The sequence below is a fragment of the Pseudomonas sp. WP18 genome (genome assembly GCF_036689585.1).
Classification (GTDB): Bacteria; Pseudomonadota; Gammaproteobacteria; order Pseudomonadales; family Pseudomonadaceae; genus Aquipseudomonas; species Aquipseudomonas chlororaphis_E.
Genome location: NZ_CP144758.1, coordinates 802,786 through 820,561, shown reverse-complemented (window position 1 = coordinate 820,561; position 17,776 = coordinate 802,786). Strand labels below are relative to the sequence as shown.

At 63.9% G+C, this 17,776-nt stretch carries 18 protein-coding genes; 5 read left to right on the top strand and 13 right to left on the bottom strand.

Translation table 11 applies throughout. From position 1 onward, the window contains the following. Positions 1-8: 8 nt before the first annotated feature. The 4 genes from V5F23_RS03500 to V5F23_RS03485 all read right to left on the bottom strand — a co-directional run bounded on the left by V5F23_RS03500 (position 9) and on the right by V5F23_RS03485 (position 4,312). On the bottom strand, positions 9-377 hold the full coding sequence (locus V5F23_RS03500; RefSeq protein ID WP_042730888.1) for a glyoxalase superfamily protein: 369 nt from the start codon (positions 375-377) through the stop codon (positions 9-11). A 250-nt stretch (positions 378-627) separates the two neighbouring features. Beyond that, on the bottom strand, positions 628-2,073 hold the full coding sequence (locus tag V5F23_RS03495) for a D-aminoacylase (RefSeq protein ID WP_042730891.1): 1,446 nt from the start codon (positions 2,071-2,073) through the stop codon (positions 628-630). A 1-nt stretch (position 2,074) separates the two neighbouring features. Further along, complete coding sequence (locus tag V5F23_RS03490; RefSeq protein WP_123578286.1) at positions 2,075-2,935, bottom strand: MurR/RpiR family transcriptional regulator; 861 nt, start codon at positions 2,933-2,935, stop codon at positions 2,075-2,077. Positions 2,936-2,962: 27 nt separating this feature from the next. Then, positions 2,963-4,312, bottom strand: coding sequence for a gluconate:H+ symporter (locus V5F23_RS03485; protein WP_338497584.1), 1,350 nt, complete (start codon positions 4,310-4,312; stop codon positions 2,963-2,965). Positions 4,313-4,604: 292 nt separating this feature from the next. Here V5F23_RS03485 and V5F23_RS03480 point away from each other — a divergent pair, with 292 nt between their 5' ends. Beyond that, positions 4,605-6,050 carry a SulP family inorganic anion transporter gene (locus tag V5F23_RS03480; RefSeq protein WP_123578287.1) on the top strand — a complete coding sequence of 482 codons (1,446 nt, stop codon included), beginning with the start codon at positions 4,605-4,607 and terminating at the stop codon, positions 6,048-6,050. A 125-nt stretch (positions 6,051-6,175) separates the two neighbouring features. Here V5F23_RS03480 and V5F23_RS03475 read toward each other — a convergent pair whose 3' ends face one another. The 3 genes from V5F23_RS03475 to V5F23_RS03465 all read right to left on the bottom strand — a co-directional run bounded on the left by V5F23_RS03475 (position 6,176) and on the right by V5F23_RS03465 (position 8,795). Continuing rightward, positions 6,176-7,069 (bottom strand): NAD-dependent epimerase/dehydratase family protein, encoded by an 894-nt coding sequence (locus tag V5F23_RS03475; RefSeq protein WP_338497581.1) that lies wholly within the window; start codon positions 7,067-7,069, stop codon positions 6,176-6,178. A gap of 96 nt (positions 7,070-7,165) precedes the next feature. Beyond that, complete coding sequence (locus tag V5F23_RS03470) at positions 7,166-8,083, bottom strand: LysR family transcriptional regulator (RefSeq protein WP_042732453.1); 918 nt, start codon at positions 8,081-8,083, stop codon at positions 7,166-7,168. Between the two features lie 121 nt (positions 8,084-8,204). Then, entirely contained in the window at positions 8,205-8,795 is a 591-nt protein-coding gene (locus V5F23_RS03465; RefSeq protein ID WP_042732452.1) for an NAD(P)H-dependent oxidoreductase, read from the bottom strand. Positions 8,796-8,994: 199 nt separating this feature from the next. Here V5F23_RS03465 and V5F23_RS03460 point away from each other — a divergent pair, with 199 nt between their 5' ends. Next, entirely contained in the window at positions 8,995-9,309 is a 315-nt protein-coding gene (locus V5F23_RS03460) for a putative quinol monooxygenase (RefSeq protein WP_042732451.1), read from the top strand. Here the strand turns inward: V5F23_RS03460 and V5F23_RS03455 are convergent. Then, positions 9,299-10,063 carry a sulfite exporter TauE/SafE family protein gene (locus V5F23_RS03455; protein WP_042732450.1) on the bottom strand — a complete coding sequence of 255 codons (765 nt, stop codon included), beginning with the start codon at positions 10,061-10,063 and terminating at the stop codon, positions 9,299-9,301. The two genes, V5F23_RS03460 and V5F23_RS03455, sit on opposite strands and share 11 nt — an antisense overlap. Before the next feature lie 214 nt (positions 10,064-10,277). Between V5F23_RS03455 and V5F23_RS03450 the strand changes: the two genes are divergently transcribed. Then, positions 10,278-11,159, top strand: a complete 882-nt coding sequence (locus tag V5F23_RS03450; protein WP_338497579.1) for a LysR substrate-binding domain-containing protein — start codon at positions 10,278-10,280, stop codon at positions 11,157-11,159. Positions 11,160-11,257: 98 nt separating this feature from the next. Then, a complete protein-coding gene (locus V5F23_RS03445; RefSeq protein WP_338497577.1) occupies positions 11,258-11,602 on the top strand; it encodes a cupin domain-containing protein in 345 nt (114 codons plus the stop codon). A gap of 215 nt (positions 11,603-11,817) precedes the next feature. Here V5F23_RS03445 and mmsB read toward each other — a convergent pair whose 3' ends face one another. Then, positions 11,818-12,705, bottom strand: coding sequence for a 3-hydroxyisobutyrate dehydrogenase (mmsB, locus tag V5F23_RS03440; protein WP_338497575.1), 888 nt, complete (start codon positions 12,703-12,705; stop codon positions 11,818-11,820). 10 nt (positions 12,706-12,715) lie between these two features. Beyond that, on the bottom strand, positions 12,716-14,242 hold the full coding sequence (locus V5F23_RS03435) for a CoA-acylating methylmalonate-semialdehyde dehydrogenase (protein WP_338497573.1): 1,527 nt from the start codon (positions 14,240-14,242) through the stop codon (positions 12,716-12,718). A gap of 138 nt (positions 14,243-14,380) precedes the next feature. Here V5F23_RS03435 and V5F23_RS03430 point away from each other — a divergent pair, with 138 nt between their 5' ends. Then, complete coding sequence (locus tag V5F23_RS03430) at positions 14,381-15,328, top strand: LysR family transcriptional regulator (protein WP_042732468.1); 948 nt, start codon at positions 14,381-14,383, stop codon at positions 15,326-15,328. On the opposite strand, the gene V5F23_RS03425 is transcribed toward V5F23_RS03430, so the two are convergent. From V5F23_RS03425 to V5F23_RS03415, 3 genes are read right to left on the bottom strand one after another with little or no spacing between them, the layout of a single operon-like run. Continuing rightward, positions 15,325-15,828 carry an OmpA family protein gene (locus tag V5F23_RS03425; RefSeq protein ID WP_042732469.1) on the bottom strand — a complete coding sequence of 168 codons (504 nt, stop codon included), beginning with the start codon at positions 15,826-15,828 and terminating at the stop codon, positions 15,325-15,327. The two genes, V5F23_RS03430 and V5F23_RS03425, sit on opposite strands and share 4 nt — an antisense overlap. A 3-nt stretch (positions 15,829-15,831) precedes the next feature. Beyond that, positions 15,832-17,100: a diguanylate cyclase gene (locus tag V5F23_RS03420; protein WP_338497568.1), complete on the bottom strand. Its 1,269-nt coding sequence runs from the start codon at positions 17,098-17,100 to the stop codon at positions 15,832-15,834. Further along, positions 17,097-17,672, bottom strand: a complete 576-nt coding sequence (locus tag V5F23_RS03415) for a YfiR family protein (RefSeq protein ID WP_042732471.1) — start codon at positions 17,670-17,672, stop codon at positions 17,097-17,099. Before V5F23_RS03415 ends, V5F23_RS03420 begins: the two co-directional genes overlap by 4 nt. Positions 17,673-17,776: the final 104 nt, after the last annotated feature.

Genomic DNA, 17,776 nt, shown 5'->3' with positions numbered 1-17,776 from the left:
TTCAGGACTCAGGCACTGATCGCGTCGGTAAACACCAACCGGTTCCCGAACGGGTCGGTGACGGTCAGTTCCTGGGTCCCCCAAGGCATCGCCTGGATCTCCGGGTGAGCGTAACGGTACTGCGTGGCCCGCAATTGCTGCTGGAACGCTTGCAGTTCATCCGTCTCGATGCGCAGCGCCGAGCCCGGCGTGCAATCGCCATGGTGCTCGGACAGGTGCAACACGCACTCGCCACGGGACACTTGCAGGTAGAGCGGGAAGTTGTCGCCAAAGCGGTGTTGCCAGTCGACGGTAAAGCCCAGGAAGTCGACGTAGAACTCCATCGCCTTGGCTTCATCGAAGATCCGCAGGATCGGAGTGGTTTTACCGAAGCTCATGGGTTTGCTCCCTGGCTGAAAGGACCCAGTCTAGCTGGGTTGAACCCAGTGCTTCGGCCTTGGCGCGGGGTTCTTTAATGTCGAAGTGCCACCCCCCTGGATAACACTGCACATTCGAAGGCTCCAACGAACCCGTGGCGAGGGAGCTTACTCCCTCTGGACGCGCCAGCGTCCCCTGCCGTGTGATGATGTCAACACAGGGGCTGCTTCGCACCCCAGCGGGAGCAAGCGCCCTCGCCACACTGACTCATCACTCCGCGAGACTTCCCCGCGCCAGGAACCGTCCTCCCCGGCGCCCATTCGCCTGGCCTTCGTCATAACTCAGGACGCCATTGACCCACACGCCATCAATGCCTTCGGCAGCCCGTTGCGGTTCGATGAAATCGGCGACATCACGAATGGTCTGTGGATTGAACAGCACCAGATCAGCCCAATGCCCTTCACGGATGTCCCCGCGCCCTTCCAAGCCGAAGCGCGCCGCAGAAAGGCCGGTCATTTTATGCACGGCGGTATGCAGCGGAAAAAGCCCGACGTCACGACTGAAATGTCCCAGCACCCGTGGGAAAGCGCCCCACAGGCGCGGGTGGGGAAACGGGTCTTCGGGCAATCCGTCGGAACCGACCATGGACAGCGGGTGGGCGAGGATTCGTCTTACATCACCTTCATCCATGCCGTAGTACACCGCACCCGCCGGTTGCAGGCGTTGCGCCGCGTCCAGCAGCGACACGCCCCACTCGCCGGCAATATCGGTCAGGTCGCGGCCGCCCATCGACGGATGCGGCGTCGACCAGGTGATGGTGATGCGATGGGCGTCAGTCACTTGCTTGAGATCCAGCGTTGAAGAACTCGCCGCATAGGGGTAGCAGTCACAGCCGACGGGATGGTGTCGCGCGGCATTTTCCAGCGCCGCGAGCACCTGTGGACTGCGCCCCCAATTACCGGCGCCAGCGCATTTGAGGTGGGAAATGATCACTGGACTCTGCGCATGACGACCGATCTGGAACGCTTCGGCCATGGCCTCGAGCACGGGCTCGAATTCGCTGCGCAGGTGAGTGGTGTAGACCGCACCGAAGGCCTGCAGCTCTTCGGTCAGTTGCATGACTTCGTCGGTGGACGCGCAAAACGCGTTGGCGTAGGCCAGTCCGGTGGACAACCCCAGCGCGCCGTTCTCCAGGCTTTCGCGCAGTTGCCGGCGCATGGCGGCGATTTGCGGCGCGCTGGCGGTGCGCAGCAGATCGTCCATGTGATTGTTGCGCAACGCCGTGTGGCCCACCAACGCGGCAACGTTGACCGCCGGTGCAGCCGCTTCCACGGCGTCGCGATAATCGCTGAAGCGCGGGTAGGTAAACGCCGAGGCCGGGCCGAGCAGGTTCATCGGGTCGGGCGGATCGCCCCGCAGGCTCACCGGCGAGGCGCTGATGCCGCAGTTGCCGACGATCACCGTGGTCACGCCCTGGCTGAGCTTGGGCAGCATCTGCGGTTGGCGGATCACCACCGTGTCGTCATGGGTGTGCACGTCGATGAACCCCGGCGCCAGCACGCGGCCAGCGGCGTCGATGTCGACCACCGCCCGCGCCGCGCCCACGTCACCGATGCGCTCGATGCGCCCGGCTCGAATCGCAACATCGGCGTCGTAGCCGGGGGTGTCGCGGCCATCGATGACGTGCGCGTTGCGGATAAGCGTGTCGTACAGCATGTCAGTCTCCCAGCGGCAGGTCGTCGTCGCCGCCACGGTAGTCGTCCAGCGCGAGTTTGACCCGCCGCAGGCGCTCTTGATTGTCTTCGGGGTGGGCCAGGGCAAGCTCGGTGGCGAGCACGTCGATGGCCAGCAGCATGCCGTAGCGCGCTGCCGTGGGTTTGTAGATGAACGAGGTTTCGGCGCCTTGCAGGGGCAGCACCCCATCGGCCAGTTGGGCCAGCGGCGAGTCGGCTCGGGTAATGGCCAGGATCGGCGCGCCATAGCCGCGGGCCAGTTCAACGGCATCGAGCAGCTCCGGGGTGATGCCGGTGAGCGAACAGGCGATGACCAGATGGGCTTCGCTGAGCGAGGTGGCGGTGATGCGCATCATCACCGGATCGCGGCACGCGGCAATCGGGTAGCCGAAACGCACCAGGCGCACCTGCAACTCTTCGCAACACAGCGCCGACCAGCCGCCGAGCCCGAACGCATGGATCATCCGCGCCTTGCCCAGCATCCGCACGGCATCAGCGAATCGTGTTTCTTCGAATGCCGACAGGTGCTGGCGCAACGTGGACTCGATGTCACCGACAATCTGTCCATAAAACGCCGATTGCTCGGGCGCGCCCGTCGGGTCGAGAAACCGACTGCCGACACCGCTGGCCTGGGCCAGTTGCAGGCGCAGGTCCCGCAGGTCGCGACAACCGACGCTACGGGCAAACCGTGACAGCGTGGCGCTGCTGACGTCGGCGCGCTGGGCCAGTTCGTCCAGGCTGGCGGAGGCGGCAAAGCCGACGTCGTCGAGCATCAGCCGGGCGATTCGGCCTTCGCCGGCACTGAAGGAATCCTGGCGAGCGCGGATCTGGTAGAGGATGTCCATGGGGGCTCCTGTGTGGGTGCGTAACGCTCAGAGCAAACGCGCAAGCCCGAGGGTCAGGCCGAAGGCGACCAGGGAAATCAGGGTTTCGAGCACCGTCCAGGTCTTGAAGGTCTGGGCAACGGTCATATTGAAGTATTCCTTGATCAGCCAGAAGCCGCCGTCATTCACGTGGGAAAAGATAACCGACCCGGCCCCGGTGGCCAGCACCAGCAGCTCGGGGTGCGGGTATCCGAGGCTGATCGCCACGGGCGCGACGATACCCGAAGCCGTGGTCATCGCCACCGTGGCCGACCCCGTGGCGACGCGCATCAAGGCCGCGAACAGCCAGCCCATGACCAGTGGCGACAACTGGAATGCCTGGGCCAGGCCGACGATCTGCTGGGTGACCCCGGCGTCCACCAGAATCCGGTTCAAGCCGCCGCCGGCGCCCACCAGCAAGGTGATGCTCGCCGTCGGTGCCAGGCATTCGTTGGTGAACTTGAGGATCGATTCGCGGTTGAAGCCCTGGGCCAGGCCGAGGGTCCAGAAACTGAGGAGGGTCGCCAGCAGCAAGGCAATCACCGAGTTGCCAATGAACAGCAGGAACTGGTTGAAACCGCTGCCCGGCGTGGAAATCAGGTTGGCCCAACCGCCGATCAGCATCAGGAACACCGGCAGCAGGATCGTCCCCAGGGTGATGCCGAACCCCGGCAACCGGGCGCGGGGTTCGCGGTCGAGAAACTGCCGTTCCAGCGGATTTTCCGCCGGCAGCGGGATCCGCGGCACGATGAATTTCGCATAAAGCGGCCCGGCGATGATCGCGGTGGGGATGCCAATCAGGATCGCATACAACAGGGTCTGTCCCACGGAGGCCTGGAACGCCTGCACCGCCAGCATCGCCGCCGGATGCGGCGGCACCAGGGCATGGACCACCGAGAGCCCGGCGACCATCGGCAACCCCACCATCAGGATCGACACCCCCACGCGCCGGGCGATGGTGAAGGCAATGGGCACCAGCAGCACGAAACCGACTTCGAAGAACAACGGCAGCCCCACCAGGAAGGCGATGCACACCATCGCCCCATGGGCGTTGCGCTCGCCGAAGCGTTCGATCAGCGTCTGCGCCAGCCGCTCCGCCCCGCCGGACTCGGCCATCATTTTGCCGAGCATCGTGCCCAGGGCCACCACCAGCGCAATGTGCCCCAGCGTCTTGCCGACTCCGGCCTCATAGGCCCCCACCACGCCCGACGGCGGCATCCCCGCCATCAACGCCAGGCCGATGGACACCAGCGTGATCACGATGAACGGATTGAGCCGGTAACGGGCGATCAGCACGATCAGCGCAATGATGGCGATGGCCGCGTAGACCAGCAGCCAGTATCCGAAAGCAGGGGCCATGCGGTACTCCTTGAACAGGGTCACGTCGAGTTGTGAAACTCATAAATCATTTCAAGGAGCATTCTTCAAACATTCTGAAAGTCATTTTCGTGCACAGACAAGAAGTGTCGCCCAGGGACATCGCCCGGCAGGCCTGATGAAAATCCGCTGTGAAACTTTCATTCCTGTGCAAGCAGCGCCGGCGCCCTCAGGTTCACTGTTCTTGCGCCCGGCAATTGCGTACCATCCGCCCCTGTTTTTGCACCACGTCCCCCGGCCGCCGAGCCTCAATCGGTGCCCTGTCAGGTAAATCATGAAACCAGCACGCCTTCGCGCCGACGTCCTCGCCGGCCTCACCACGTCTTTCGCCTTGCTTCCCGAATGCATCGCCTTCGCCCTGGTTGCTCACCTCAATCCATTGATGGGGCTCTACGGCGCGTTCATCCTCTGCACCCTCACCGCCCTGTTCGGCGGGCGTCCGGGCATGGTGTCCGGCGCGGCGGGGTCGATGGCGGTGGTGATTGTCGCGCTGGTGGTGCAGCACGGCGTGCAGTACCTGCTGGCCACCGTGCTATTGGGCGGGGTGATCATGATGGCGTTCGGGCTGTTGCGGCTGGGCAAGCTGGTGCGCATGGTGCCGCACCCGGTGATGCTCGGTTTCGTCAACGGCCTGGCGATCGTGATCGCACTGGCCCAGCTGGAACATTTCAAGAGCGGCGGCACCTGGCTGAGCGGCACAGCGCTGTACCTGATGGCGGGCCTGGTGGCACTGACCATGGCCATCGTCTACCTGTTGCCGCGCCTGACCCGCAGCGTACCACCGGCCCTGGTGGCGATCCTGGGTGTCGGCCTGGCGGTCTACCTGCTCGGCCTGCCCACCCGCACCCTGGGCGACATGGCCCACATCGCCGGCGGCTTGCCAAGCCTCGCCTGGCCGGACATTCCCTGGAACCTTCAAACCCTACAGATCATCGCCCCCTACGCCGTGATCATGGCCATGGTGGGCCTGCTGGAAACCCTGCTGACGCTGAACCTGACCGACGAAATCACCGAGAGCCGCGGTTACCCGGACCGTGAATGCGTGGCCCTGGGCGCCTCGAACATCGTCTCGGGCCTGTTCGGCGGCATGGGCGGTTGCGCGATGATCGGCCAGACGGTGATCAACCTCAGCTCCGGCGGACGCGGGCGGCTGTCGGGCGTGGTGGCCGGGGTGATGGTGTTGCTGTTCGTGTTGTTCCTGTCACCGCTGATCGAGCGCATCCCGCTCGCCGCGCTGGTGGGCGTGATGTTCGTGGTGTCGCAGCAGACATTTGCCTGGGCCTCGCTGCGGGTGCTCAACAAGGTGCCGGTCAACGATGTGCTGGTGATCGTCGCGGTGACCCTCATCACCGTGTTCACCGACCTGGCCGTCGCCGTGCTCTGCGGCATCATCATCGCCGCGCTGAACTTTGCCTGGCAGCAGGCGCGGGAGTTGTACGCCGACACGCACCTGGAAGCCGACGGCAGCAAGCTCTACCGCCTGCACGGCACCTTGTTCTTCGCCTCGACCACACCGTTCCTCAACCAGTTCGACCCGGCCAACGACCCGGCCCAGGTCACCCTGGACTGCCGCCACCTGCGCTTCGTCGACTACTCGGCCATCGCCGCGCTCATGACCCTGCGCGAGCGCTACAGCAAGGCCGGCAAGCACCTGCGGGTGTTCCACCTCTCCGAGCGATGCAAGCAGATGCTCAAGCGCGCGGATGCGCATCACGACTGAGCGTCCAGCCTCCCACAACCCCTTGTGGGAGCGAGCTTGCTCGCGAAGCCGCCGCCCCAGCCAACCTCGATGTCGACCGGCACACCGCTTCGCGAGCAAGCTCGCTCCCACAAGCAGGGGATCGTTCACACCATCTCGTTGCATATCCACTCCACCACCGACGTCCGCTTCGGAACCCAGCCCAGCAGTTCACGAGCATTGCGGCCACGCACGCGGCTGTTGGAGCCCAGGCCGTAGTTGGCCATTTCGTAGCCCCATTCGGCCTCGGCCTCGGCCAATGGCCAGTCCTGTGGCTGCCCGAGGCCAAGGGCCTGGGCCATGGCGGTGGTCATGTCGATGAACGAGGCCTCGCCGCTTTCGACGAAGTAAAACGTGCCCGGCACATTGCGGCTCAGGGCCAGTGTGTACAACTGGACCACGTCTTCGATGTGCACGTTGGACCAGATGTTCTGCCCCGGCCCGACATGCCGCACCACCCCGCTCTTGCGCGCTTGCTTGAGCAAGCGTGGCAATTGCACGCTGTCGCGCTTGACGCCCAGGCTGTGGCCGTAGATCAGGGTGTTGCAGATCACCGCCGAATTCACGCCCTGCCTGGCGGCGTCCAGCACCAGCGTATCGATCGCGACACGCGCGGCCTTGTCGGCAGTGGGCTGCGGCAAGTGGTTTTCCTGGTAGATCTCATCGCTGTGATGCCCGCCCGAAGCGTCGCCGACAATGCTCGAACCGCTGGTGTGCAGCAGCACCTTGTTCGAGCCCTTGAGCCCGTCGATCAAGGCTTCGACCGCCCCGCGGTGGTCACTGCTGGCGGCGTTGATCACCGCGTCGGCGGCACGGGCCTGCTCGGCCAGCAGCGCGCTGTCGTCAAGGGTGCCGATCACCGGCTCGATGCCCAGCGCAGTCAGTTCGCTCGCCTGCTCGGCGTTACGCACCAACCCGGTGACTCGATGCCCGGCGCGAACCAAACCGGTGGCGATGGAACCGCCGATGAAACCGGCGGCGCCGGTGATGAATACGTTCATGGTCAAACTCCTTGGCCAGATAAGTGATGGGACGAGTATCGAGGACGGCTGCCGGGGGAAACAGACCGCCTTGCCCAAATCACTCTTGTCCTGGAGTCACGAATCGCCCTTGAATTCCCGCGAGGCGTAGTCGGCAAGCTTGCCTTGGATGAAATCGAGAAAGCACTGGATCCGCAACGCCAGTTGGGAGTTGCGGTAGTACACCGCATGAATCGGCTGGCGGTAGCCGCTGTTGGCCTCCGCCAGCAGCACCTTCAACCGGCCGGTACGGATGTCGTCACGGGTCATGAAGTCCGACAGGCAGGCAATGCCCTGGCCTTCCAGCGCCAGGTGCCGCACCGTCTCGCCACTGGAAGCGCTGATGAGCGGCTGGATCGGCCAGCGGTCGCCGTGCACATGGCGCAACGGCCACTGGTTGAGCCCTTCGTTCTGGGCAAACCCCAGCAACGCATGCTCCGCCAGTTCGGCGACGCTGGCAGGGGTGCCGTGTCGCTTCAGGTAAGCCGGGCTCGCCAGGATGTGCAGCGGGCTGCAACCCAGCGAGCGGGCGTGCAGCGTCGAATCGGTGAGGGTGCCGATGCGAATGGCGACGTCGGTGCTTTGCTCCAGCAAATCGATGATCAAGTCATTGCTGTTGAGTTCAAGCTGGATGTCCGGGTAAAGGCTGCGGAACTCTTCGATGTGAGGGACGATGGCGTGGAGCATGAACGGCGACGCGGCGTTGATCCGCAAGCGCCCGGCGGGGTTTTTCTGGCGCGACGACAGACGCTCTTCCAGTTCGTCCATCTGGTCGAGAATGCCCTTGGCCTGCTCGAAGAAATACTTGCCCTCCTCCGTCAGATCCATGCGCCGCGTGGTGCGGTTGATCAGCGTGGTCTCCAGCTTGGCTTCCAGGCGCGACAACGTGCGGCTGACCGCCGACGGCGTTTGCCCGACCTGCTCGGCGGCGGCGGAAATCGACCCGCACTCGATGACGCAGACGAAGATCTGCAGTTCGTCGGATCTGGCTTTCACGTATCCCCCTGTCGACTGAGCTGTTGTGGCAAGGATCTATCTGTGGCGAGGGGATTTATCCCCTCGCCACAGGCAAATCCATTGCCACAGGATAGTAACGGGATGCGTAGGGAAAGGAAGGTCAAGCCTTCAGACCGAACACCTCAACCAGATGCTGCTCATACCGCGCCACATCCGCCTCGATGTTCGGGCGCTTCATCACGTCCACGCACAGGAACGTCGGCAGCGCGGTCATGCCGAGGAACTGATTGGCCTTGTGGAAGGGGAAATACACCGCGTCCACACCTTTGGCCTCGAAGAAGTCGGTGGGGTCGTCGAAGGCCTGTTGCGGGGCGTTCCAGGTCAGGGACAACAGGTATTGTTTGCCTTGTATCAGGCCACCGCTGCCGTACTTCTGAGAGGCGTCGGAGCGGGTTCGACCGTCGCTGGCATAAAGGCTGCCATGGCCCTCGGTGAAGACTTCGTCGATGTATTTTTTCACGGTCCACGGCGCGCCCATCCACCAGCCGGGCATCTGGTAGATGATCACGTCGGCCCAGAGGAACTTGGCCACCTCTTCCTGGATGTCGTAGCCGCCGTCGATGAACGTGGTCTTCACATCCAGGCCGCCACGGTCCAGCACGCTGAGCGCCGTGTCGTGAAGGGTGGCGTTGTAGCGACCATCGGAGTGGGCGAATTGTTTGCCGCCGTTGAGCAACAGGACTTTTTTCATGGAGCGCCTCATTCGGGTTCCACGGCACCGCCTCGAAGGCTGCCGAAGGAGAAGGTTGAAAATGATGGCGGCAGACTACCGAGGCACCTCGCGCGGAATAAGCCCCGCACCGGCAAAACTGATTTGACGCAAACGCACGAATCAACCACAGATTGTTGCCTTAGACTCCTGCACCGAAATTCATTCCAGGAGCCACGCGATGAGCGAGCAACACGCTTTCATCCTTCACGCCAAGACCCGCCCGGAAAAAGCCGACGCCTTCGAAGCACTGTTTCGCGCCTATGTCGAACCGAGCCGCGCCGAACCCGGCTGCATCGAATACCACATGCTGCGGGACCAGCAGGATCCCACACTGTTTATCTTCTACGAGGTGTGGGCCTCCCAGGCACACCTGGACGTGCACTCGAACCTGCCGCACATGCAGCAATTCTTCGCGCAGCGCATGGATTACCTGGAGCGCGACTTCGAGATCCGTCGCATCGACATGCTCAGCCCATCCTCGGCTAGCCGCTGATCAGCAGATGGCCGCCGAGCACCCCGAGGCCCACGAAGAACACACGCTTGAACAACACGGCGTTGATCCGCTGGCGCAACCATTGCCCCAGCCACATGCCCAGCAGCGCCGGCAACAACGCCAGCAATGAAGCGCTCATCTCACCCACGCCCAGGGCGTCGCGCCAGAACAGGCCGGCGGCCAGGGCCAGGGTCGAGACCGTGAACGACAGGCCCAGGGCCTGCACCAGCTCATCCTTGTCCAAGCCCAAGGCTTGCAGATAAGGCACCGCCGGAATCACGAACACCCCGGTGGCGCTGGTGATGACGCCGGTGATCATTCCGCACAGCGGGCCGAGCCACGGCTCGACACCAGCCCCCACCCGCAGCGTCGGCAGCAACAGCCCGGCCAGTGCATACAGCAACAAGGCTCCGCCCAAGGCACGCACGACCCACGCCCCGCCCGTCATGCCGATCCACAGCGTACCGAGCCCGGTGCCCAGGCCTATCGCCAGGAGCAACGGCCACAATCGCCGGATCAACGCTCGCAGGTGCCCACCAAACGCCAGTTGCCAGACGTTGGTCAGGGTCGCCGGAATGACCAGCAGCGCCGCAGCCTGCGTCGGCGCCATAGCCAGCCCGAGCAAGCCCATGGAAAGGGTCGGCAAGCCGAGGCCGATGACGCCCTTGAGGGTGCCAGCCAGCAAGAAGGTGACCATGACCAATAAAGAAAGGGCCGGACCAAGGTTCTGATAGAAAGCGATGAGTGTGTTCATGGGGCCATGGTGAGCCCTGGAGGACAGGTTTTAAATCTGCCATATACTGAGGCAGCCTCTCTTCCCGCAAGAGGCTGAAAACCTTGTGGGGTGCCACTGGCGCCTTCGCGGGCAAGCCCGCTCCCACCGTGGATCGTATTTCAAACGGTGAGAGCGGGCTTGCCCGCGAAGGCGGCATACCCAACACCGCAGAATTCGAGACAGGACCCCTTCCATGCACTTCGACCTCACCGACCTGCGCCTCTACCTGAACACCCTCGACACCGGCAACATCACCGCCGGTGCGGCTCGTAGCCATTTGTCGCTGGCGGCGGCCAGTGCTCGCGTCCGGGCCATGGAGGCGTCCCTAGGCATCGACCTGCTCGAACGCGGCCGGCGCGGCGTGACGCCGACTCCCGCAGGCAAAGCCCTGGCCCAGCATGCCCGAGGCTTGCTGCAACAGGCTGAACGCCTGCAACAGGACCTGGCCGAATACGCCAAGGGCGTCAAAGGCCGGGTGCGGTTGCTGTGCAACACCAGCGCCATGACCGAATACCTGCCCGAGCTGTTGGCCGATTTTCTCCAGGCCCATCTCAACCTCGACATTGACCTGCAGGAATTGCCCAGCTCACGGATCACCCATGCGCTGCGCCAAGGCGCGGCAGACCTCGGGATCGTTTCCGACGCAGTGGACACCGATGGCCTTCAGACCTGGCCTTTTCGGGACGATCCGCTGGTATTGATCCTACCGACCGGACACCCCCTGGCTGACGGTCGCGCCGTACGTTTCAGCGAGACACTCAGCCACGATTATGTCGGCCTGAACGCATCCAGCGCCCTGGCGATCCACCTGGAAGAGCAGGCCCTGCACATCGGCTCACGCATGCAAGTGCGCATTCGCGTCGATGGTTTCGACGGGATGATTCGTATGGTGGCCCACGGTGCAGGCATTGCCATCGTGCCGAAGGCGGCCATCGACCGGCGCCCACCCGAGCCTTCGTATCAATGCCTCCCGCTGCAAGAGCCCTGGGCACACCGGGCGCTGTTGCTGTGTGCCCGCGACTTCGACGCTTTGCCCGCCTATGCCAGGGCCCTGGCGCGGCATCTGGCCGGTTGAAGCGCGGTTCTGGACAACCCGGTGTCGAACACAGGCATCTTTGCATTCATCCCGCGCGTTAGGGTGCCGGTTCTCTTCCGCCCCTTTTCGGAGCTCACATGACCGCACCCATCACCGTCCTGCGCGACACCCACCCGCTGCCCGTACTCGACGCCTGCAAATGGGAAAAACTCGAAGGCGACCCGCACACCATCAACCTCAACGCCTACACCAGCGAAGACGGCAGCAAGATCATGGGCACCTGGATCTGCACCCCCGGCAAATGGCGGGTGGATTATGTGAAGTGGGAGTACTGCCATTTCCAGGAAGGCTACTGCGTCATCACCCCTGACGGCATGGCGCCGATCCACCTGCGTGCCGGCGACATCTTTGTGGTCGAGCCCGGCATGAAAGGCACCTGGGAAGTGGTCGAGACCGTGCGCAAATACTTCGTCTTTGCCTGAAGCAAAAAAGCGCGGGACCACCCGACGTGGTCCCTCGCAAAACGAAGTCAGCATTGGCCTTGGCGAGGGGATTTATCCCCGTTGGGTTGCGAAGCAACCCAAACTCCGCGTGCGGTGTGTCAGCTTGAACAGGGTTGCTTGGGGGGTTGCTGTGCAACCCAACGGGGATAAATCCCCTCGCCACAAAAGCCCTTCTGCAACCTGTCCCCGCAGGTTTACTGCGGCTTGCGATAGCTGTTAACGATCGCTGAAAAATCCTTGCCGCCTTCGCCGCGCTGGCTCATCGCCTGGTACAACTGCTGCGCCACCGCCCCCAGCACCACCGGCTGATGGGCTTGTCGCGCGGCCTCGGTGGCCAGGCCCAGGTCCTTGAGCATCAGGTCGGCGCCAAAGCCACCGGTGTAACCCCGGGACGCCGGCGCGGTTTCGATCACGCCCGGCCATGGGTTGTAAGTGTCCGAGCTCCAGCAACGGCCCGTCGAACTGTTGATGATGCCGGCCAGCACCTGGGTGTCGATGCCCAAGGCGTCGCCCAAGGCCATGGCCTCGCTGACGCCGACCATGGAAATCCCCAGCAGCAGGTTGTTGCAGATCTTGGCGATCTGTCCCGTGCCGACGTCGCCGCAATGCACGATGTTGCGGCCCATCTGCGCCAGCACCGGTTGCAGGGTCGCGAACAGTTCGGCGCTCGCGCCCACCATGAACGTCAGCGTGCCGGCCGCCGCGCCACCGGTGCCACCCGAGACCGGTGCGTCGGCCATCGCCACGCCCTGCTTGGCGGCAGCGGCGGCGACCTCGCGGGCGGTCTGCGGATCGATGGTGCTGCAATCCACCGCGGGCGTGCCGGCGGCGATCCCGGCCAGTACGCCGTCTTCACCCAGCCAGACACTGCGCACATGAGCCGCGGCCGGCAACATGGTGATCACCAGTCCAGCCCCTTGGGCCGCATCGCGCGGCGAGGCGCTGATCGTGCCGCCCAACGCCGCCAGCTCGGCCAATACCGTCTGGTTCAGGTCGAACAGGTTCAACGAATGGCCGGCCTTGAGCAGGTTGCGCGCCATCGGGGCGCCCATGTTGCCAAGGCCGATAAATGCGATGTTCATGTCCGGCTCCTTAACGCAGGTTGATGGTGGTGTTCACGCCGTCATTGACGCTGTCATCATCGAACCAGCGCGCGGTAACGGTCTTGGTCTGAGTGTAGAACTGCACCACTTGTTTGCCGTACGGGCCGAGGTCGCCGAGTTTCGAACCCCGCGAACCGGTGAAGCTGAAGAACGGCACCGGCACTGGGATCGGGATGTTGATCCCCACCTGGCCGACGTCGATCTCACTCTGAAACCTGCGGGCCGCCGCGCCGCTCTGGGTGAACAGGCCCGTGCCGTTGCCAAACGGGTTGGCGTTGACCAGGGCAATCGCCTGGTCGAGGGTGTCGACTTCCAGCACCACCAGCACCGGCCCGAAGATTTCCTCGGTGTAGATGCGCATGTCGGTGGTCACCCCGGAAAACAGGGTCGGCCCGACGAAATTGCCCTGCTCGAACCCCGGCACGCGAATGTCACGGCCGTCGAGTTCCAGCTTCGCCCCTTGCTGCACGCCGCTCTCGATCAACTCGAGGATCCGTGCCTTGGCCCGCTTGGAAATCACCGGCCCCACGTCCGTGCCCGGCTCACTGCCGGCGTTGACCTTGAGTTTTTGCGCCAGTGCCTTCAACTCCGGCAACCACTGCCTGGCCGCGCCCACCATCACCACCACCGAGGTGGCCATGCAGCGCTGGCCCGCCGCGCCGAAACCGGCGCCGACCAGGGCATTGAGGGTTTGCTCGCGGTTGGCATCCGGCAGCACCACCGCGTGGTTCTTGGCGCCCATCATCGATTGCACGCGCTTGCCATGGCGGCCCGCCAGGTCATACACATGGGTGCCGACCGCAGTCGAGCCGACGAAGGACACCGCCTTGATGTCCCGGTGGGTGCAGAGCGCATCCACCACGTCCTTGCCGCCGTGCACCACATTGAGCACGCCCGCCGGCACACCGGCCTCGATCGCCAGCTCCACCAACAGCATGGTCGACAGCGGATCCTGTTCCGAGGGCTTGAGCACGAAGGTGTTGCCGCAGGCGATGGCCATCGGAAACATCCACAGCGGGATCATCGCCGGGAAGTTGAACGGCGTAATGCCCGCGCACACCCCGATCGGTTGGCGCAGGGTGTAGGTGTCGACGCCACCGGCGACGTTCTCGGCGAACTCGCCCATTTGCAGGGTGCCGATGGAGCAGGCGTGTTCGACCACTTCCAGGCCACGGAAAATGTCACCCTCGGCGTCAGCGATGGTCTTGCCCTGCTCGGCGCTGAGCACGGCGGCGATACGCTTGGAGTGTTCGCGGATCAACGCCTGGAGCTTGAGCATGATGCGCATCCGCGCCCCGATGGGCGTCAGCTTCCAGGTCTGGAACGCGTGCTGGGCAGCGGCGATGGCGGCATCGACTTCCGCCGCCGTGGCAAAGGGGACTTTCGCCAGCACCTGCTGGGTGGCCGGGTTGACGATGTCGTGCCATTCGCTGGACTGGGATTCAACCCACTCGCCATCGATCAGCAGTTTGACGGTTTGCAGGGTGGTATCGCTGGGGGTAAGGGAAACATTCATGCTGGCCTCCGGGATTGTTCTTATAGAGAGCGCTGCTTCAGCAGGAACCAGGGCGTACAGACACCTTGGTGATAAGACGGTTTTTGGAGTATAGATGTGCAAACTTCTAATAAGAACGCACATAAAAACCGGTCCATCATGCAAAAAAACCTCACCTCCCTGGGCTCGCTGAACTGGGACGACCTCAAGTTTTTCCTCGAAGTGGCCCGCACCCGCAAGGCCAGCACCGCGGCCAAGCGCCTGGCCGTCGACTACACCACGGTGTCGCGACGCATCAGTTCGCTGGAGGCATCTTTAGGCACGCTGCTGTTCGAGAAATCCCGGACCAACGGTTTTGTCCTGACCGCCGAAGGCCAGCGCCTGCTGGGTTACGCCGAATCGATCGAAAGCACCCTGCACATGGCGTGCGAGCAGGTGTCCGGCTCTGGCGTCGCGCTGTCCGGCCACGTGCGCATGGGCTGCACCGAAGGTTTCGGCAGTTTCTTCATCACCCCGCAACTGAGCCATTTTGTCGACGCCTACCCGGCCATCTCGGTGGACATCCTGCCGCTGCCGCACTTCATCAGCCTCTCCAAGCGCGAAGCCGACATCGTCATCGCCCTCGAACGCCCGGAACACGGCCCGTATGTGTGCTGCAAACTCTGCGACTACCGGCTCCAGCTCTATGCCACCCAGCCCTACCTCGACAACCACCCGCCCATCCAGCGCCCGGCCGACTTGAGCAGGCATTCGTTCATCAGCTACGTGGATGACCTGGCCTTCAGCTCCGAACTGCTCTACCTGGCCAACGTACTCCCCGGCGCCAACGCCCACCTGCGCAGCACCAGCGTGATCGCCCAGTTCGTGGCCGCGCAACAAGGCCGGTCGCTGGCGATCCTGCCGTGCTTCCTCGCCGCCCAGGACCCGCGCCTTTTGCCGGTGCTGCCGGACGAGATCACCGTCACGCGGCAGTTCTGGATGTACTGCCGCGAGGACCTGCGCAAGCTCAAGCGGATCACGTTGTTGTGGGATTACATCCGCGAGGTGACGGAGCGCAATCAGGCGTTGTTGATGGGCGAGAACCGGGAGATGGTGTTCGCCGATTAATCGGCGATGACCACGATGGCGACGCGACGATTCTCGGTGCGCCCGCTGGCCGTGTCGTTGGAGGCGACCGGCTTGCTGCTGCCGAGGCCGCGCAGTTGGATGTTTTCCTCGCGCATGCCGACACTTGCCAGCACCGTGCCGACGCTGCTGGCCCGACGTTTCGACAGTTGTTCGTTGTAGGCTTGCGAGCCCGATGCATCGGTATGGCCATCCACCCGTACCCGCGCAATACCGGCGCCCAACAGTGCCTTGCCGATGCGCTCGACGATTTCGGTGCTGGCCGGGTTGAGCTTTTCCACGTCGCTGCCGAACAGCACCTTGCCCGACAGGCCAAAGGCCCAGCCTTCGTCAGTCAGTTCGAACCCCTGTTGCTGGAGGACGGCAACCTGGGCCGCGCTCAAGCCTTTCTGCGGTGCGGTCTGGCAGCCGGTCAGGGCCAGGACAGCGATCAACACGAACGCGGCGAACCGCCGCAAGGGAAGTTGAAAAAGTACACGCACGAATCAGCTCCTGGTTTGAAAGTCAGTGACAGGGTGCTCCGCCCCCGCCATGTGTTGCCCACCTCGGGCGAGGCGTTTGGCCTGGTACATCGCCGCATCGGCGGCATGAAGCAGTGCGCCGGGGGTGGCGCCATGATCGGGGTAAACGGCAATGCCGACACTGAGGGAGGTCAGGACCGACGCATCTCCGGGTAATTGAATCGGCAGTTCCATGCAGGCGATGATCTTTTCGGCAATTCGCTCGGCGTCCTCGGCATCGTGCAGGGGAGCCAGCAACACGGCGAATTCGTCGCCACCCAGGCGCGCCACCAGGTCATCCTCACGCAACTGCGCCCGAACGCGGGTCGCCACCGCCGTCAGCACCGCGTCACCGGCGGCGTGGCCGAAATTGTCATTGATGCCCTTGAACCGGTCGCTGTCCAGGTACAGCACCGCCAACTGCTCGTCGAGTTTGCTGGCGTTGCGCAAGGCGCGGATCAGCCGCCCTTCGAAGAACGCCCGGTTGGGCAACCCGGTCAGGCTGTCGTGGCTGGCCTGGTGAGCCAGGGTTTCGTTCTCGCTTTGCAGATGGGTCTGCCAGGACTCAAGCTCGTCGAGCAGCGCATTGAAGTCGTTGCCCAGGTTGTCCAGCTCGGCGATGGCGGCCAGTGGCACACGTCGGTCCATGGCTCGCTCGCTACGCGCCGCGTGCGCCACGTCGGCGAGGCTGCGCAGGGGCCCGGTGATCGCTCGCAACTGGCGCCGCGCCAGGTACAGCGCCACCCCGGCACTCACCGCTGTACAGACGATAATTCCCGCCAGGCCGCTGAGCAAAAAACGCAACAGGCTGCCACCGTGCCCCGCCAATTGGATCCTGCCAATGTTCTGCCCCTGGTGGACGATCGGCAGGCTGATGGGTTTTTCAAGAAACGCCTTGGCGATGTGCATTTCCAGTTCAGACAACAATCCGGTGTCCGGTCGTTGCCAGCGCGCCAGCAGGCGACCGTGCTCATTGAAGACCTGGGCTTCGGCCACTTCTTCGGTGGTCGCAATCAGCGCCAGCGCCTCGGTGGCCGCGGCCGAGTCATCGAACACCACCGCCGCCTCCACGGTGTAGTTGATCGAGCGGGCGATCAGGTGCAGGTTGTGATCGGCGTAGACCCGCAGCGCAAGCACCCCAAGCAGGGTCAAGGAGACGCTGGCCATGGCCACGGCCACCAGCGCGACGATCAAATGACCTCGACCGATGACCGAGCCCAGGGTCGGGCGGATCCGTGTCGGGGCCGGGCTCATGGGCTTGCCGGCCGGCGGCGGGACAACTGCAGGACACTCGGATGGATGCGCACGCCGCTGCGCGCCACCGAGTCGAGGTTGACCTCGAACGAGACCTGATCATCGCCGACCCTCAGGCAGAACAGGCTACCAACCGTGCACTGGTCACCGCCTTCGCTGATGCTCAGCACGGGTTTATCGATCAACGAGGCGAACAGCCGCGAGCGCTCATCGTCGGTCAGCCGACCAATGTAGAGGGCGTTGCAATCGGTGGCGATGCGAGGGCTGTCGGCCAGCAAGCGCTGCACGATCACTGGCCGGCCGGTGGCCTGGGTAGTGCCGTTGATCAGGTCGTCGGTGTACTGGGTCGGCCCGACGATGCACAACGCCAATTGCGTAGGCTCCACAGGCCAACGGGCGTAGCTGAGGATGCCCAGGACCACCTGCGTCACGGATTCGGCCCGCAGCTCGGCCTTGCTCGGCGACACTTGTTCCTCGGCCATCACGACAGGCGGCAACAGGCACAGGAGACTGGCGAGCACGTAATGCCTCCAGCTTCCGTAGCGCATTGCCTCCCGAACAGCCAAAACCATGGCGAGTCTCTATCCGTTACAGTAAATGTCGGAACGATAGCACAGTGCCAAAAAGCCAGCGAGAAGCCGTTCTACAGTGACTTGCGACAGAAAAGCGTCAAAAC

What these genes read in the sequence shown, in the direction of transcription:
- V5F23_RS03460 (WP_042732451.1), top strand. Translation starts at nt 8,995, where the DNA reads ATGAGCGAGCAACACGCTTTCATCCTTCACGCCAAGACCCGCCCGGAA.
- V5F23_RS03485 (WP_338497584.1), bottom strand. Translation starts at nt 4,312, where the DNA reads ATGGCCCCTGCTTTCGGATACTGGCTGCTGGTCTACGCGGCCATCGCC.
- V5F23_RS03415 (WP_042732471.1), bottom strand. Translation starts at nt 17,672, where the DNA reads ATGGTTTTGGCTGTTCGGGAGGCAATGCGCTACGGAAGCTGGAGGCAT.
- V5F23_RS03490 (WP_123578286.1), bottom strand. Translation starts at nt 2,935, where the DNA reads ATGGACATCCTCTACCAGATCCGCGCTCGCCAGGATTCCTTCAGTGCC.
- V5F23_RS03445 (WP_338497577.1), top strand. Translation starts at nt 11,258, where the DNA reads ATGACCGCACCCATCACCGTCCTGCGCGACACCCACCCGCTGCCCGTA.
- V5F23_RS03495 (WP_042730891.1), bottom strand. Translation starts at nt 2,073, where the DNA reads ATGCTGTACGACACGCTTATCCGCAACGCGCACGTCATCGATGGCCGC.
- V5F23_RS03430 (WP_042732468.1), top strand. Translation starts at nt 14,381, where the DNA reads ATGCAAAAAAACCTCACCTCCCTGGGCTCGCTGAACTGGGACGACCTC.
- V5F23_RS03435 (WP_338497573.1), bottom strand. Translation starts at nt 14,242, where the DNA reads ATGAATGTTTCCCTTACCCCCAGCGATACCACCCTGCAAACCGTCAAA.
- mmsB (WP_338497575.1), bottom strand. Translation starts at nt 12,705, where the DNA reads ATGAACATCGCATTTATCGGCCTTGGCAACATGGGCGCCCCGATGGCG.
- V5F23_RS03465 (WP_042732452.1), bottom strand. Translation starts at nt 8,795, where the DNA reads ATGAAAAAAGTCCTGTTGCTCAACGGCGGCAAACAATTCGCCCACTCC.
- V5F23_RS03455 (WP_042732450.1), bottom strand. Translation starts at nt 10,063, where the DNA reads ATGAACACACTCATCGCTTTCTATCAGAACCTTGGTCCGGCCCTTTCT.
- V5F23_RS03480 (WP_123578287.1), top strand. Translation starts at nt 4,605, where the DNA reads ATGAAACCAGCACGCCTTCGCGCCGACGTCCTCGCCGGCCTCACCACG.
- V5F23_RS03475 (WP_338497581.1), bottom strand. Translation starts at nt 7,069, where the DNA reads ATGAACGTATTCATCACCGGCGCCGCCGGTTTCATCGGCGGTTCCATC.
- V5F23_RS03450 (WP_338497579.1), top strand. Translation starts at nt 10,278, where the DNA reads ATGCACTTCGACCTCACCGACCTGCGCCTCTACCTGAACACCCTCGAC.
- V5F23_RS03420 (WP_338497568.1), bottom strand. Translation starts at nt 17,100, where the DNA reads ATGAGCCCGGCCCCGACACGGATCCGCCCGACCCTGGGCTCGGTCATC.
- V5F23_RS03500 (WP_042730888.1), bottom strand. Translation starts at nt 377, where the DNA reads ATGAGCTTCGGTAAAACCACTCCGATCCTGCGGATCTTCGATGAAGCC.